The organism is Collinsella aerofaciens (genome assembly GCF_002736145.1).
Taxonomy (GTDB): domain Bacteria; phylum Actinomycetota; class Coriobacteriia; order Coriobacteriales; family Coriobacteriaceae; genus Collinsella; species Collinsella aerofaciens_A.
The window spans coordinates 2,188,720-2,204,732 of record NZ_CP024160.1 but is presented as its reverse complement, the minus strand read 5'-3'; the positions used below and the strand labels follow the sequence as shown (position 1 = coordinate 2,204,732).

11 protein-coding genes are annotated in these 16,013 nt (G+C 60.7%); 1 reads left to right on the top strand and 10 read right to left on the bottom strand.

The window, feature by feature from the left end:
- Positions 1-208: 208 nt before the first annotated feature.
- The 10 genes from CSV91_RS09525 to CSV91_RS09480 all read right to left on the bottom strand — a co-directional run bounded on the left by CSV91_RS09525 (position 209) and on the right by CSV91_RS09480 (position 14,348).
- Entirely contained in the window at positions 209-1,495 is a 1,287-nt protein-coding gene (locus CSV91_RS09525; RefSeq protein ID WP_157758024.1) for an MFS transporter, read from the bottom strand.
- 235 nt (positions 1,496-1,730) lie between these two features.
- Complete coding sequence (locus CSV91_RS09520; RefSeq protein WP_099432682.1) at positions 1,731-3,179, bottom strand: family 1 glycosylhydrolase; 1,449 nt, start codon at positions 3,177-3,179, stop codon at positions 1,731-1,733.
- Between the two features lie 138 nt (positions 3,180-3,317).
- Positions 3,318-4,757: a PTS transporter subunit EIIC gene (locus tag CSV91_RS09515; protein ID WP_099432681.1), complete on the bottom strand. Its 1,440-nt coding sequence runs from the start codon at positions 4,755-4,757 to the stop codon at positions 3,318-3,320.
- 118 nt (positions 4,758-4,875) lie between these two features.
- Positions 4,876-5,721: a PRD domain-containing protein gene (locus CSV91_RS09510; RefSeq protein ID WP_099432680.1), complete on the bottom strand. Its 846-nt coding sequence runs from the start codon at positions 5,719-5,721 to the stop codon at positions 4,876-4,878.
- A 314-nt stretch (positions 5,722-6,035) separates the two neighbouring features.
- Positions 6,036-6,620 carry a histidine phosphatase family protein gene (locus tag CSV91_RS09505; protein ID WP_099432679.1) on the bottom strand — a complete coding sequence of 195 codons (585 nt, stop codon included), beginning with the start codon at positions 6,618-6,620 and terminating at the stop codon, positions 6,036-6,038.
- 171 nt (positions 6,621-6,791) lie between these two features.
- The gene (gene mobB / locus CSV91_RS10290) at positions 6,792-8,090 is read right to left on the bottom strand and encodes a molybdopterin-guanine dinucleotide biosynthesis protein B (RefSeq protein WP_099432678.1); all 1,299 of its coding nucleotides are present in this window, start codon (positions 8,088-8,090) and stop codon (positions 6,792-6,794) included.
- 4 nt (positions 8,091-8,094) lie between these two features.
- A complete protein-coding gene (gene moaA, locus CSV91_RS09495) occupies positions 8,095-9,150 on the bottom strand; it encodes a GTP 3',8-cyclase MoaA (protein ID WP_232049607.1) in 1,056 nt (351 codons plus the stop codon).
- A gap of 233 nt (positions 9,151-9,383) precedes the next feature.
- Positions 9,384-10,421 (bottom strand): hypothetical protein, encoded by a 1,038-nt coding sequence (locus CSV91_RS09490; protein ID WP_099432677.1) that lies wholly within the window; start codon positions 10,419-10,421, stop codon positions 9,384-9,386.
- 215 nt (positions 10,422-10,636) lie between these two features.
- Positions 10,637-12,535 carry an ABC transporter ATP-binding protein gene (locus CSV91_RS09485; protein ID WP_099432676.1) on the bottom strand — a complete coding sequence of 633 codons (1,899 nt, stop codon included), beginning with the start codon at positions 12,533-12,535 and terminating at the stop codon, positions 10,637-10,639.
- Entirely contained in the window at positions 12,528-14,348 is a 1,821-nt protein-coding gene (locus CSV91_RS09480) for an ABC transporter ATP-binding protein (RefSeq protein WP_099432675.1), read from the bottom strand. The genes CSV91_RS09485 and CSV91_RS09480 overlap by 8 nt, the downstream gene beginning before the upstream one ends.
- 260 nt (positions 14,349-14,608) lie before the next feature.
- Here CSV91_RS09480 and CSV91_RS09475 point away from each other — a divergent pair, with 260 nt between their 5' ends.
- A complete protein-coding gene (locus tag CSV91_RS09475) occupies positions 14,609-15,955 on the top strand; it encodes an MATE family efflux transporter (RefSeq protein ID WP_099432674.1) in 1,347 nt (448 codons plus the stop codon).
- Positions 15,956-16,013: the final 58 nt, after the last annotated feature.

The window sequence follows — 16,013 nt, the reverse complement described above, 5'->3', positions numbered from 1 at the left end:
TTGTGCGGCGGTGCTGAATGTGGTCGGAAATGGTGTACATGGTATACCAAGGCGCAGGCGCGGCCTGCCAAAGCAAAACCGCCACAAAGGCGCCTGTCCCCTTTATGGCGGCCGGACCCGCAGGATGGCATGGCCCGGGGCGCAAACCATCACAACATTCGACGTTATTCGGCAAAATCGCGATTTTCATCGAATGTTGTGATGGTTTTTACTGCTTTGCGGCACGATCCAAATGCTTACGCCCAAACAGCAGCAACGCCGCAGGGACAGCCGTCACGACCATGCCCGCCCCGATGAGCGTCTGCTGCACACCAAACGTCGCCGCCAGCCAGGGGGCAATCGCCAGCGGGGCCACGCCGGCGAACATGTTGCCAAAGCCCATGACCGAGTTGACGCGACCGAGCTGCTCGAGCGGAGCCGTCGTTTGCACGATCGTGTTGTGGAGCGGGTTGACGACGCCCCAGGCCACGCCCAGGACAATCTGGCCAATGAGCGCCACGCCCACGTACGGAGTCCCCACATAGAGCAGACTTCCCAGACCCACGGACATGAGCGCTACAAGCAGCGTCTTAAGGTTGACCAGGTGCGGCGGCAAGCGGAGCGCGGCCACGGCGCCCAGCACCGCGCCCACACCGCTGGCCGACGAGAGCCAGCCCATCCATTCGACACCGACGTGCAGAACATCGCGGTAGAAGAACGACTCCAGCGGGTCAAAGGCGCCATAGCCGAAGTTCGAAAGAAAGATGATGCAGAACAGTAGGGCGAGGACGCTGTTGGTAAAGACTGTCTTGATGCTGGTCGCGAAGGTTGTGCTGGTGGATTTGCTGGAGTCGGAGCTTTGACTGGCAGTACTTGCCGTTGTGCTGCCGTCCGCAGGAGTACTTTCGCGCGCGGCGACGCGACCTCCTTGCGGCCTAAAGCCCCAACCGGCGACGAGCGCCAGTACGGTAAAGATCATCATGAGCACGAACACCGCGCGTGACGATGCAGCCGCCGCGACAAAGCCGCCCAGTGTGGGGCCAACAATGATACTCACGTTTGAAAACATGGCGATGGCGGAGTTGGTGTCTTTAAGCTCGACGGGGTCGTCGGTGAGGTAGGCCGGATAGGATGTGGCGATGGGCTGGGCGAACCCCATCACAAAGCCCAGGAGCACCGCGCCGAGCAGGACGATGCCAGTCGCGCTGCCAAAAACGAGAATCGCCGCGCCGGTTACCAGCGTGCTGATGATGCTCAGCAAGAAATGGCGGCACGGGCCCCAAGCGTCGAGCACCGCGCCGCCCGCAAAGGATCCCAAGATCACGAATACGTTCATAAAAAGGACGGCCAGCGATGTCGCAATGACCGAAGCCTCGTCCGCATAGGTGAGCGTTCCGATGACGCCGATAAAATAACTGGTCTGAAACCCGGTGTAGATGAGGAAGCGCATTGCCACCAGGCGTTTAGCCTGCGCGGACAGCGAGTGTTGAGGTTTTGAGAAAAGAGAGACGAGCATGGAGACTCCTTGTTTCATACGAATGCGGACGGCGGGCATTCGCCACCGTCTGTCAAATCAATCTATCCGCATGAAACATTAAGGACGCATCAGGCCCCTTCTCTCCGTTTTTCGCCCGTCATGAACTACTTGGTAGATTTTAAGGCATGTCCCAAATATCTACCAAAGAAAAAACCACCACAAAGGTGCCTGGCCCCTTTGTGGTGGTTGCGACGTTTAGCTGTTTGAGACTTGGCTAGGCCAGGTCGGCGCCGTTGGTGGCGATGACCTTCTTGTACCAGAAGAAGCTGTCCTTGCGGCTGCGGGCAAGCGTGCCGTTGCCGTCGTTGTCCTTGTCGACGTAGATAAAGCCGTAGCGCTTCTTCATCTCGCCAGTCGAGGCGCTCACCAAATCGATGCAGCCCCACATGGTGTAGCCCATCAGGTCCACGCCGTCCTCAATGGCGATCTCCATCTGTTTGATATGCTCGCGCAGGTAATCGATGCGGTAGCCGTCGTGGATTGCACCGTCCGCCTCGACCTCGTCCACAGCGCCCAAGCCGTTCTCGACGATCATCAGCGGCACCTGGTAGCGGTCGTAGACCTCCTCCAGGTAGTAACGCAGACCCTCGGGGTCGATCGCCCAACCCCAATCGCTCTTCTTGAGGTACTCATTGCCGGCACCACCAAAGATGTTGCCCTGCTCCAACAGCACCGGGTCGGCCGTGGCCGTGGCGCTCATGTAGTAGCTAAAGCTGTAGAAGTCGACCTTGCCGGCGGCCAGCGTGGTGGCGTCCTCGGGCGAGACCTCCACGTGCACGCCTTCGCGGCGCCACACGCTGGGCGCCCACGAGGGATACGCACCGCGCACCTGCACGTCACCGCAGTAGAAGTTCATCTCGCGTTGCTGCTTTTGAGCCGCCAGAACGTCGGCCGGGTTGCACGTGTGCGGGTAGCAGGCGTTGCCGGCGATCATGCAGCCGATCTTGTTCTGGGGGTCAATCTGATGGCCCATGGTGACGCACTTGGCGCTCGCCAGGAACTGATGGTGCAGTGCGTCGAAGCGCGCCTGCGGGTCGTCCCAGTCGCAGCTGCCAAAGACCATGGGCGTGTCAGTTGCCTCGGGCACCATGCCGCCGCCCATCACGCCGCCAAAACCGCCCATGAGCAGGCAATTGATCTCGTTGAAGGTGAGCCAGTAGCGCACCAGGCCCTTGTATTCGGTCATGACGGTGCGGGCGTAGTTGAGGTAGAAATCAATGAGCTTGGGGTTCTTCCAGCCGCCGTAGTTTTTGGACAGGCCATAGGGCAGCTCGTAGTGGCTGAGGGTGACCATGGGCTCGATGCCCTGCTCCTGACAGGCCTGGAACACGCGGCGGTAGAACTCGATGCCGGCCTGGTTGGGCTCGGCCTCGTCGCCGTTGGGGAAGATGCGGCTCCAGTTGATGGACATGCGGTAGCACTTAAAGCCCATCTCGCCAAAGAGCTTGATGTCGTCGAGGTAGTGATGGTACATGTCCACGGCCTCGTGGCTGGGATAGTGGTACTGGGGCAGAATGCCGTCGGTGATGTGGCGCGGCTCGGAGACCGTGCCGCCGGTCATGATGTCGGGAACGCCGAGGCCCTTGCCATCCTCGTTGTATCCGCCTTCGCACTGATTGGCGGCAGTGGCGCCGCCCCACAGAAATCCATCGGGAAAAGCCATGTTGGCTCCTTTCGTACGTGTTGGAGTGAGTTTCGTGGCGGGACCCCTTTTTGCGCATGCGCAGACCGTCTCGCCCCTTTGAAAAAAGCCGGCGGGGCGCTCTCCCGCCGGCTTGGTGCCGATTCTTTGTCCTTTGGGCTACTTGGCAGCCTCGGGCTTGTAGGTGACAAACTCAATCGCGAAGCCCACAACGGCACCCACGAGCGAGGCAACGATGGCCCAGATCATGTGGTTGATGCCGTTAACACCGGAGGGATCGATGAAGGACAGCCAGTTGAAGACGCCCAGACCGCCGGACATGTACACCACGGCGCCGGAGATGCCGATGATGAGGCCACCCACGGCAGAACCGATGCTGGCGTTGATGAAGGCCTTCTTATCGGGCAGGGCGACACCATAGATAGCGGGCTCGGTGACACCAAAGAAGAAGGCGGAGATCATGGCCGGCAGCGCGATGCCGCGGAACTTCTCGTCCTTGTTCTTGAGATACATGGCAAAAAGCACGGCGCCCAGCGAGAAGGAGTGAGCGATAACGGAGCCCAGGATGTAGTCGTGGCCCAGAGTGGACAGGTTGACCAGCGCGATGGGCACGAGCGACCAGTGGAAGCCAAAGATGACCAGGCACATCCAGAAGGCACCGACGAGGGTGCAGCCCAAGATGGAACCGATCATGGGCAGGCCAAACAGCAGCGCGAAGAGCTCACCGAGCAGGTTGGTGATGAGCGTGGCGATGGGGCCAATGACCAGGTAGCCAAGGGTGACGGTGACGGTGACGACGATCAGCGGGGTGAAGAACATCTTCATAGAAGCGGGCATCCACTTCTTAACCCAGTGCTCGAGGGTCGAGCCGAACCAGATCATGAGAAGGATGGGGATAACGGAGCTGGTGTAACCCGAGGCAGGCATGATGAGCGGCAGGCCCAGGAACGTGGTGTACCAAGAGAAGGTACCGGCAAAGCCGAGCTCGACGGAGCCGACAACCTCACCCGAGGTCAGGGCAACCATGGTGGGATACACCAGGGCAAAGGCGATGGCCATGCCGTTGAACTCGCTCATCTTGAACTTCTTGGCCGCGGTGTAGCCAAGCACCACGGGCAGGAAGTAGAACATGCCGTCGGCGACGGTGTAGAGCAGCGTGTAGGCGCCGTCGATGGCGAAGCTCGGGACCAGGAAGGTAGCGAGCGCCAGCAGGCCCTTCATGATACCGGCAGCGGCGAAGGTGCCGAGCATGGGGGCGAAGATGCCCGAAATGAGGTCGATGACCACATCGGTAACGCCCTTGGGAGCGGCCTCGTCGTCATCGGCGTCGACGGCGCCGCCGTCGCTAAAACCGCCGGCCTTGAGAACGGCGTCGTAGACGTCCTCGACGATGTTGCCCACAACAACCTGGTACTGGCCGTTGGCGTGCATGACCTTGATGACGTTGGGCAGCTCGGAGATTGCCTCGTCATTGGCCTTCGACTCGTCCTTGAGCTTAAAACGAACACGGGTAATGCAGTGTGCGACGCATTTGACGTTGGGCTTGCCGCCAACCAGCTCTACGATCTGGGCAGCAAGATCGTCGTATTTACCTGCCATGATCTGTCCTCTCTTTTCCAAATTTCGACAAAAATATCCCCTACCGCGAGCCGGTACCTTGCCCGCAGTTAGAAACCAAAAAGAATTGTTGCGATTGCCGCCAGGCTGGCGGCTTTACTCATTCGGTCTGCGAAGCCGATCGCAGACGATTGATATGCATCATCAGATACAAGAGCTCCTCGTCCGAGCAGCTCTGCTTGAACTCTTTCTCGAACACGCGGTTGATGGCGTACGCGCACTGGTAGGCCTCGGGAAAATCGCGGGCTGCCTGCATAAACAGCGAGGAGTTCTCGGTCTGCGTGCACTTGCCCTTGCAGAGGCGGCGAACCAAAAAGCGCAGGTGCGCAAGAAAGCGAATGTAGCTATACGACGCCGTGTCGAGCGAGCAGCCGAGCTGCTTTTCCACGGAATGGGTTACCTCATCGAGGACGCGGGTGCTCTTCATGATGAAGTCCATGTCCTTGGCGCGGCCCATGCCGTCGACCTCGGCGTTAACGATATGGAGCGCGATGCTCGTGGCCTCGTTCTGACCCAGCTTGACGCCGGTGTGCTTTTGCACGATAGCGAGCGCGGCCTGGCCGATCTCGAGTTCGCGCGGGTAGATGAAGGCCACCTCGTGCTCGAGCGGGTTGGGAGCGCTGAGCTGGTCGTCGTCGCGCTGGACGGCAAACTGCAGGTGATCTGCCAGGATAAAGGGCAGGCCACCGGATAGCTTGCAGCCAAGCTGCTGCGACGCGAAGCAGGCAATGTCGCTTGCCGCGAGCAGCACATCGTCGGGAAGGGTGCCGACCATATCCTGCAGACTCTCGGGAACGTTATAGAATTTGCGCTGGATGAGAGACTCATCGGCAAGCTCGTAGGGCATCTCGTGGAAACCGATGCCCTTGCCAAAGACAACAACCTCTCGGCCGTCATCGCTGGCGGCAAGAGCAACGTTATTGTTGATCTTTTTTAAAATGAGCATGAAAAAACTCCTCGGACATCGGCGCTAGACGACGGGGCGATATTCCTCGTCTTCTATTATGCGCAAGTGATGCCTCCCGAGGAGTAACAAACTTGTGAGCACGTGGGCGATTGTAGGATGAAACTTGCATGCGGCGTAAGCCCCATTGGCGCGAAAGTCCGCCGAACGGTAGGAAATCGCCCGTAAACGGTACCTACCAAAAAGGGACAGGTTTAATTTGGCAGGTTTTATCTGGACAAATGCCGAGGGCAAGGCCAAAAACCGCCACAAAGGTACCTGGCCCCTTTGTGGTGGTTTTGGCTGATGCCCCGATGTTACTCGCGCGGGGTGCCGTAGGGGTTGTACAAATCTGCGAGAGCGAATGTGCTGGTGGCGGGATTAAAGTCGAGTTCGAGCACGCAGCAGTTGCCGATGCGGTGCTTCATCTGGAGCGGCTCCACGCCCACGCCGCGCATGACCTGAGCCGCTGCGGCGCCATGGCCCACGCATAACACGCTCTCATGTCCGGGGCGCTGCATGAGCTCAGTGATGGTCGCCATCATGCGCTCGCGAAACTCGTCTTCGCCCTCGCCGTCATACTGCTTGTAAAAATCGCCGTACGGCAGACGCGGATTCAAATCCTCGCTCGCACCCTCAAACTTGCCAAAGTTCCACTCCTTAAGGCCCTTGACGCGCTCGTAAGGCTGGCCGGGAAACGCAAGCTCAAGCGTGTCGCACGCACGCTCGGACGTGGAGCTGTACGCATGGTCAAACGTAAGGCCACGCCCTCTCAGGGTCGCGCCGACAGTTTTAGCCTGCTCGATCCCCAGCTCGGTAAGCGGCGAGTCACACCAACCCTGCTTGCGACGAAGCAGGTTAAAGAGCGTTTGACCGTGACGCATAAAGTACAGTTTTGGCATGAGACCTCCGTAATCGCAATCGTTTGTCAGCGATTATTAAACCTCGAGGTAGGTTTAAGTCAAAGGCTCTTTGATCAAAACCACCACAAAGGTGCCTGTCCCCTTTGTGGTGGAAATGGCGTTTGCCCAGATAAAACCTTCCAAAATAAACCTGTCCCTTTTTGGCAGGTTTTAGGCCAGATGGTCCTGAATCAGATCGCAGATGGCTCGGGCGTCGTTGATGTTGATGGCTCGGGTCGCAAAGCCGGCGTCGAAGGCCTGGCGTGCCAGAGCCTCGTTGCAGGCAAGGGCCAGCGTGTGACCGTCGACCAGGTCGAGCGAGCTCTTGCCGCGCAGACGGTCGACACCGGAGCGCGCGACGACAATGTTGTCGAAGCCCTCAGTCTTGTAGCCCTCGATGATCACCACGTCGACATCGTTGTAGCGCGAGAGCAGCTCGCGCGCGGGCATCTCGTCCTCCTCGCGCGTGTCGGCGTACTCCGCCCAGCGCGTGGCGCAGATGAGACCCACGTGCTTGGATCCGGCTTGGTGATGGCGCCAGGTGTCCTTAGCGGGTACATCGATATCAAAGCCGTGATGCCCATGATGCTTGAGCGAACCCACGCGCAGGCCGCGACGGGTGAGCTCGGCGATAACCTTCTCGACGAGCGTGGTCTTGCCCGAATTTTGGTAGCCGATAAACGCAATCGCGGGGACGGCCGGGGCCGGAGCTGCGGACGCGACGGCGACAGGCGCGCTTGCGGGTGCGGCACCGTCAGCGGCCACGGACTCAACAGCAGCGGCCTGACGCTCTGCACGATCCCACACGCCCGAGCGGCCGCCCTCCTTGTGCAACAGGCGCACGTCGACGATCTCCATGCCGCGATCGACGGCCTTGCACATGTCATAAATGGTCAGGCACGCAGCGCTCGCGCCGGTCAGAGCCTCCATCTCGATACCCGTCTTGCCCGTCACGCCGGCCGTAACCAGTACGTGAAAGCCAACCCGCCCGTCCGCACGCGCCGGCGCCCAGCCCTCGGGCACGTCATCGGCCGGCGTCCCCGCCGGGGCGATGGGCGCAATGTCGCACTTACTCTTGGTAATGAGCAACGGATGACACATGGGGATGATGTCGCTCGTGCGTTTGATGGCCATAATGCCCGCCACGCGCGCGCAGGCAAGCACGTCGCCCTTTTTGGCGCGGTCCTGCAGCACCATGGTCTGCGTCTCGGGATGCATGAGGATGGTGCCCTCGGCGATGGCAACGCGATGGGTCTCGGCCTTGTCGGACACGTCGACCATGCGCACCTCGCCCTTGGCGTCCACGTGTGTCAGCTCGTCGCGGCGGGCGTCACGGGCGGGCTCGGCGACAGCGCTGGCAGTCGGCTGCGCGCCTGCAACGGCATCGCTGGCCGCAGCCGTGACTTTATGGGCAGACATCGCGGCCCTGCGAGCGGCCTTGGTGGCATCGGCGTACCTGCTCTTGGCCATATGATCATCCTCCGATTTGGGACATAAATCGTTGCGTGCCCTCAATTATCGCGTGTTCCTGCGGTTTGTGGGCGACGGCATCGCGCCAAATCGAAAGTACCTGCATATCATCACCACGGCGCAGCACCTCGCGCACCGAATACTCGGCATCGCTGAACAGGCACGGACGCACGTTTCCATCGGCCGTCAGGCGCAGACGGTTGCAATTCGCACAAAAATGGTTGGACATGGCGCTGATGAAGCCGACCGTTCCCGCCGCACCCGGAAAGTGCCAATAGCGCGCAGGACCCGCGCCGGCAGGAGCGTCGTTGATGTCGAGCGGTTCGAGCTCGCCCAGTCCCGCCGCCGCGGCCCTGGCATTGATGCGCACCCGCAGCTCATCACTCGGCACGGTATCGCTCGCGTCCCACAGCTCGGGATTGAGCGCGGGCGCATGCGGGTCCACAGTGCAATGCGAGCTCGTGCGCTCGTCACCGATGGGCATATATTCGATAAAGCGCAGGTGGATGGGGCGGTCGAGCGTGAGCCGCGCGAGGGCCGCCACATCCTGGTTGAGCCGGCGCACAACAACGCAGTTGACCTTAACGGGCTCAAAGCCCCAAGCCAGCGCCGCGTCGATACCAGCCATGGTCTGCTCGAGTCGACCCAGGCGCGTGATCTTTCCAAACAGCGCAGGGTCGAGTGTGTCGAGCGAAATGTTGACGCGGTTAAGCCCCGCGTCTTTGAGCTGCGGCGCCAGCTTGGGTAGCAGGGCGCCGTTGGTGGTAAGCGAGATGTCCTCGATCTGCGGAATCGCGCGGATGTCGCGAATAAGCGGAATGATACGGCGGCTGACCAGCGGCTCGCCGCCCGTCAGGCGCACGCGGCGAATGCCCTCCCCCGCTACCAGGCGCACAAAGCGGGCGATTTCCTCGGCACTGAGTAGCTCGTCGTGTGCACGGGGCGCCACGCCATCGGCCGGCATGCAGTAAATGCAGCGGAAATTGCACTTGTCGGTAACGGCAATGCGCAGGTAGTTGATATCGCGGCCAAAGCCGTCATGTTGCACGTGCCCGTCCACGCAGCCCTCCCCTCACGCGGCGTTTTATTCTTCGGAAAACATAATACCCCACGAGAGAATCATGCCGACACCCGTACGACAGGACAGGTCGCTTCGAGCAAGACCGGCTTCCCAAGCCCATCCTCAGCACAGACCATCACAACATTCGATGCTTTTCCCGATTTTGGCAAAAAACGTCGAATGTTGTGATGGTTTGCCTGCCCACGGCACCCCGCATAAGGACCAAAGCGCCCCTAAAGGCCGCCGTCCCAGTGCCGAATCACGAATTCTCGCAGGTCGTTCTGCCGTTTCTGGAACGCTTCGCTTCGGTCGCACTTGAGACCCATAGCGAGCGCGATGGCGTTCATCGCCCGATGCAATTGCAGCTGGTGGGCAAACTGAGTCCCGGTGAGGACGATCATCCTAAAGCCCAGCGCGCTCAGCACGGTCATACGCTCCGCATCCGACGCGCTGCGCTGTTTATCAAGATGGTCCGAGCCGTTGTATTCAATCCCCGTACCGCTTGCAGGCACATATACGTCGATCTCGAAATACCCGGCCTTTGCGAGATACTTGAACTCGTTGGGAACATCGACCCGATGGTTGAGCTCAACCTTAACGTATCCCAGCCCTCCCTGGGAACGTTTTGCTGCGACCATGATTGCGGTGGCCGTCTCCATGGGCGACCGCGCGCCATCATGCACGCGCTTGAGCACGGCGGCCGCGCGTATAGCACCCTGACGAGATCGGTTCTCATTGCAATAGGCAATCAAGTCGGCAACGGTATACCTCTGCCCTATCTCAATATAATCGTCTGTCGACAGATGATTCAAATGGTAACGGGCACAGATTTCGTAGCCATATTCCAGCTGATCGGGTTCGCTCATCCACGAACCCGCTTGGACAAAGCACATGGCCTCATCAACCACCAGAAGGCCCTCTGCCACCTCGATAAGATGGCTTGGAGGTACCGGCGCCCCAAAAACGTGGCACCTAAATCCAGCCGGCGTCGAGCGCTCAAAATCGAAGTTGACGAGCGTGTCGATATGATCGAGCTCTTCTCGTGGAATACCAAGCGAAACCAGATAGTCGGTAACGATCCCAACTGCCGTTGAAGCCCTCAGCCCCTTGGCATCGAGTCCCAATTTGGGCAGGTCCGCAGTCGGCTCCGCCTCGTTAGCAAGCGAGTCCTCATTGTATAGGCTGCTTGCTCGCGAGAGCGGCTCGGACGGGCGCGCCACGTTGTGGTACAGCCAGGCAGTCTTATGGGACAGGACGATCGGCAGGTCCATGAGCCCTCCAATGGAGTCGGATAACCAACCTTATTCCCCTGCCCACGGGTCCGCACACCTTCGTGCGCAAGAAAGCGATTCCACCCGATCGAGTGGTAGAAAAACCATCACAACATTCGATGCTTTTCCCGATTTTGGCGAAAAACGTCGAATGTTGTGATGGTTTGAAGCGAGGTGAAGAGCACGAAGGGGTCAAAGCATCGTACTCGAACGGGTTAATCCAACTCTTTTAAGCCATGCGCCAGCTGCCAGTACTCGCCGTGCTGGGCGAGCAGCTCTTCGTGCGTGCCGCGCTCGATGATGCGGCCGTGTTCGAGGACCATGATGGCGTCGGCGTCGCGGACGGTGGACAGGCGGTGCGCGATCATAAACGTGGTGCGTCCGCGCATGATGCGGTCCATACCGCGCTCGATGAGCTTTTCGGTGCGCGTGTCGATGGAGCTCGTAGCCTCGTCCAGAATGAGCACCGGCGGATCGGCAACGGCCACGCGCGCGATGGCGAGCAGCTGGCGTTGGCCCTGTGACAGGTTGGCGCCATCGGCCGTGACCGGCGTATCGTAGCCTCTAGGCAGGCGGCGGATAAACGAGTCGGCGCAGGCGGCCTCGGCAGCGGCGCGCACCTCCTCGTCGGTCGCGTCGAGCTTGCCAAAGCGGATGTTCTGCGCAATGGTGCCGCTAAACAGGTGCGTGTCCTGCAGCACAATGCCGAGCGACCCGCGCAGGCTGGCCTTGGCAATGTGCTTGACGTCGATGCCGTCGTACGTGATCTCGCCGCCATCGACCTCGTAGAAGCGGTTGATAAGGTTGGTGATGGTCGTCTTTCCGGCGCCCGTCGAGCCCACAAACGCGATCTTTTGCCCCGGCTTGGCAAACAGGTTGAGGTCCGTGAGCACACGGGTGCCCGGCACATAGGAAAAGTCCACGGCATGGAAGCGCACGTCGCCGGCAAGCGGAACCAAGCCGCACGTGAGCTCGGTACCGTCGGCGGCCACCGCGCGGCCCGACTCATCAACAGCTGCCACGTCATGCAGATGCCCGTACGCGCCCACGCCCTGGCCCTCGGGAATCTTCCACGCCCACGCGGCATCGCCCGTCTGCACCAGCTCCACGCAGCCCTCGTCAACCTCGGGCTTAAGATCCATGGCGGCAAACAGGCGCTCGGCGCCGGCCAACGCGTTGAGCAAGAAGTTGCCCAGCTGCGTAAACTGGTTGATGGGCATGGCCGCCTGGCGTACAAAGACCAGATAGCTCGCGAGCGCACCTACGTCGGCGAGCCCTTTGATGCAGAGCATGCCGCCCGCCACGGCGACGATGGCATAGTTGACGTAGCCAATCACGACGGTCATGGGCACCATGGAGTTGGCATAGCTCACGGCGGCGGTGCCGGTGCGGCGGAGCTCGTCGTTGCGGCAGGTGAAGCCGGCGACATTCGCTGCCTCGCGGTTAAAGACCTTGATGACCTTTTGGCCCGAGACCATCTCTTCGATATATCCGTCCAGGTCGCCAAGCGATGCCTGCTGGGCGGCAAAGAAGCGCTTAGAGCGCGCGCCCGAGTAGCGCGCATACAGCACAATGGCCGCATCGCACACGAGCGTGATAATCGTGAGCTGCCAGTTAAGGATGATGAGCATGGCCGTAGTGCCCACAACCTGAATGGCGGCCTGAATCACGTTGGCAAAGCTGTTGTTGAGCGCCTCGGAGACGGTGTCGACGTCGTTGGTGAAAAAGCTCATGATGTCGCCCGAGCGCGTGCTGTCAAAATAACTGAGCGGCAGCGTCTGGATGTGCGCGAACAGGTCGCGGCGAATATCGGACACCACGCGTTGGGCCGCGCGCACCATGATCTGTGAGTAGCCTAGGGCCGAGAGCACGCCCGCGGCGTAGATGATCGCCGTTAGGATGACCTGCTTGGCGAGCAGTTCCTCCCCGCCCGTGGCCAAACCGTTGACGATGGGGCGCACCATGTAGGTGCCGGCGAGGCTCGCGATGGCGGCGACGGAGGCGAGCACGCCCACCGCGAGCAGCGAGAACTTGGCGTGGCCCATGTAGGAGAGCAAGCGGCGCACCGTGCGCTTGAGGTCGGCCGGGCGTGCTTGGGCTGCGGTCTTAGGCATGGCGCTCACCCCCTTCCAAGGGCAATCCGCTGGGGACGGAGGAAAACGGATCATTCGCGCAGCCATCGTCGCCGGTGTCCGCGTTCCCCGCGAACTCCATCTGCGAGGCGTAAATCTCCTGGTAGATGTTGTCGTCCGCCAGCAGTTCCTCGTGCGTGCCCACGCCGTGGACACGACCGTCGTCCAACACCACAATGCGATCGGCATCCATGACGCTCGCGATGCGCTGGGCGATGATGAGCACGGTCGTATCGGGAATCCGAGCGATGTGCTCGCGAATCTTAGCGTCGGTCGCCATATCGACCGCGCTGGTGGAGTCATCAAAAATGAGCACACGCGGATGCTTGAGCAGCGTGCGCGCGATGCACAGGCGTTGCTTCTGGCCACCCGAAACACCGGCGCCGCCTTGGCCCAGCTCTCCGTCCAGCCCGCCGATGCGATCAAGGAACTCGTCCACGCACGCCGCGCGGCAAGCCGCGAAGAGCTCATCGTCCGACGCCTGCGGATTACCCCACTGCAGGTTCTCGCGCACGGTGCCCGTGAACAGCACATTCTTTTGCAACACAATGCCCACGGCATCACGTAGGGTCGCGAGGTCGTAGTCGCGCACGTCGTGTCCGCCCACAAGCACGGCGCCTTCGGTGGCGTCGTACAGGCGCGCAATCAGCTGCACAAGCGAGCTCTTGCCCGAGCCCGTGCCGCCGAGGATGCCCACCGTCGAGCCACTCTCGATGCGAAGGTCGATATGCTCGAGCACATCCTCGGCTGCATCCGCGCGGTATTTAAACGACACGTCGCGAAACTCGATACTGCCGTCCGCTGGTGCCGCAATCGCGAGGTCTCCCGCAGGGTTGGCGATAAAGGGCTCCTCATCGAGCACCTCTGCGATACGGCCCACACTCGTGAGAGCGCGCGTGAGCAGCAAAAACACGTTGGAAATCATCATGAGCGAGTTCATAATCAGCAGCACGTAGCTCATAAAGCCCGTGAGCGAGCCCACGCCCAAGCGGCCTTCGATGATCATGCGGCCGCCAATCCACAAGATCGAGAGCGCAGCCACGTACATCGAGAGTTGGAACACCGGCAGGTTGAGCACGGCGGTGCCAAAGGTCTTGGTCGCCGTGCCAGCGAGCTCGGTATTGACGGTGTCGAACTTGTCGCACTCGTGCTCGGCGCGCACGTAAGCCTTCACGGCGCGCACGGCGGTAAGGTCCTCTTGCACCACGCCGTTGAGGTGGTCCATCGAGGTCTGGAGCTGGCGGTAGAGCGGGCTCACGCGCACGGTAATGATACCGAGCACGATGGCGAGCATCGGCAGAATGACGGCAAAGACCGCCGCGAGCTCGCGCGAGAGCGCAAAAGCGTAGACGAGACCCATGACCAGATTTACCGGCCCGCGCACCATGGGGCGAAAGCCGTTGCCGATGGCGTTTTGAATAACAGTGATATCGGTGGTCATGCGCGTGACGAGCGAGCTGGCGTCGTAGTTATCCAGATTGCCAAAGGCGAGCGTCTGGATCTTTCGATACTCGGCCTCGCGCAGGTTAGCGCCCAGCCCCGAGGCAACGCGGGCGGACGTGCGCGCATAGCCCAAGCCAAGTACCAGCGAACATGCGGCGCACACCAACATATACGCGCCCTGCAACAGCATGTAGTTGATGTCGCCCGCGGGCACGCCCACGTCGATGATATTTGCCATGATGACCGGGATAAACAGCTCGAGCGCCGTCTCGGCCGTCACAAAGAGCACGCCGAGTATGGCATCGCGGCGGTATGCCCCCAGATAGGAAAACAGAATCTTGAGATTGCGCACGCAGGTTCATCCCCCATCAAACGTTGTTCGCAAACCCACGTATTATGGCGCGCCGTGTGGTGGTGTCAAGTGTTCCGAAATCGATTTTTGCAAGGCTAGTACAGGCGCCATGCTCACAGGGTGCACGTCCGTATTCAATTGGAAATGAACGCGAGCGTGACTTTTTTCGTCCCACTGCCAACACAAACCTTGACTCTATAATCGTTGTAGGGTTTTCACTACACTGGTAGCAAAACGAACCAAGCCAGAAAGCCCCGCCCATGGAACACGACCTCACACGCGGCAATGTCCTTAAGACCATCGCGGTCTTTGCCCTGCCTTATATGCTCTCGTACTTTTTGCAGATGCTCTACGGCATGGCCGACCTGTACATGATGGGGCAGTTTAGCGGCGCCGCCGGCATCACCGCCGTGGGCAACGGCGCGCAGACGCTCTATATCATTACCGTGACGCTCGTGGGTCTGGCCATGGGAACGACGGTTATCGTCGGCCACGCCGTGGGCTCGCGCCGGTTTGACCGCGCCGAGACCGCCATCGGCAACACCATCACGCTCTTTATGGGTGTCTCGGTAGTGCTGGCCGCTGTCCTGCTCGCGCTGTGCCCGCAGATCGTGGCGCTCATTGGCACGCCGGCCGAGGCGGTCGAAGGCACCGCCGCCTACCTGCGCATCTGCTTTGTCGGCATTCCCTTTATCGCCGCGTACAACATTCTTTCGGCCATCTTTCGCGGGCTGGGTGATTCGCGCTCGCCCATGTACGTGATTGGCGTGGCGTGCATCATCAACATCGCGCTCGACTTCCTGTTTATCGGCCACATGGGGCTCGGCCCCGTGGGTGCGGCGCTCGGCACGGTGACCGCGCAGACGGCCAGCGTTGCCCTCGCGCTCGTGTGGCTCAAGAGCCGTCGCACGAACATCCACGTTAAGCGCAGCGACCTGCGCCCCCAGCCCGAGGTGCTCGGCAGCATTCTTAAGATCGGCGTGCCCGTGGCCGTGCAGGACGGCTGCATCCAGGTGGCGTTTATGTTTATCACCGTCATCGCCAACCATCGCGGCCTGGTCGACGCCGCCGCCGTGGGCCTGGTCGAGAAGATGATCAGCTTTTTGTTCATTGTGCCGAGCTCCATGGGTGCCACCGTCAGCGCGCTCACGGCGCAAAACGCCGGCGCGGGCAAGGGCGACCGCGCACGTCAGGTGCTCAAGGACGCTATGACGATCTCGGTGGTGTATGGCTGCCTGATCACGGTGCTGATGTGGCTGGTAGCGCCGGCGTTTATCGGTTTTTTTGCCAAGGACGCTGCAGTAGTCGCCGCCGGCACCGGCTATATGCGCAGCTACATTTTCGACGCGATTTTTGCCGGCATCCACATTTGCTTTAGCGGCTTTTTCGCTGCGTATGGCAAGAGCTACATCGGCTTTGCGCACAACGTGCTGGCCGTGGCGCTCATTCGCGTGCCCGGAGCATGGCTGCTGTCGAATGCCTATTCCAACACGCTGTTTCCCATGGGCATCGCTTCGCCGTGCGGATCGATTTTGTCGGCAGTCATCTGTGTTATCGCGTTTACCGTGCTCAACCGCCGCGGGGCTTTTGACAAGCTGGTGGCGTAGCGGGGCGACGCAGGCCTAGCGCCTCTCCCCTGTTTTACCGAAAGGAGCGGTCCTGTGA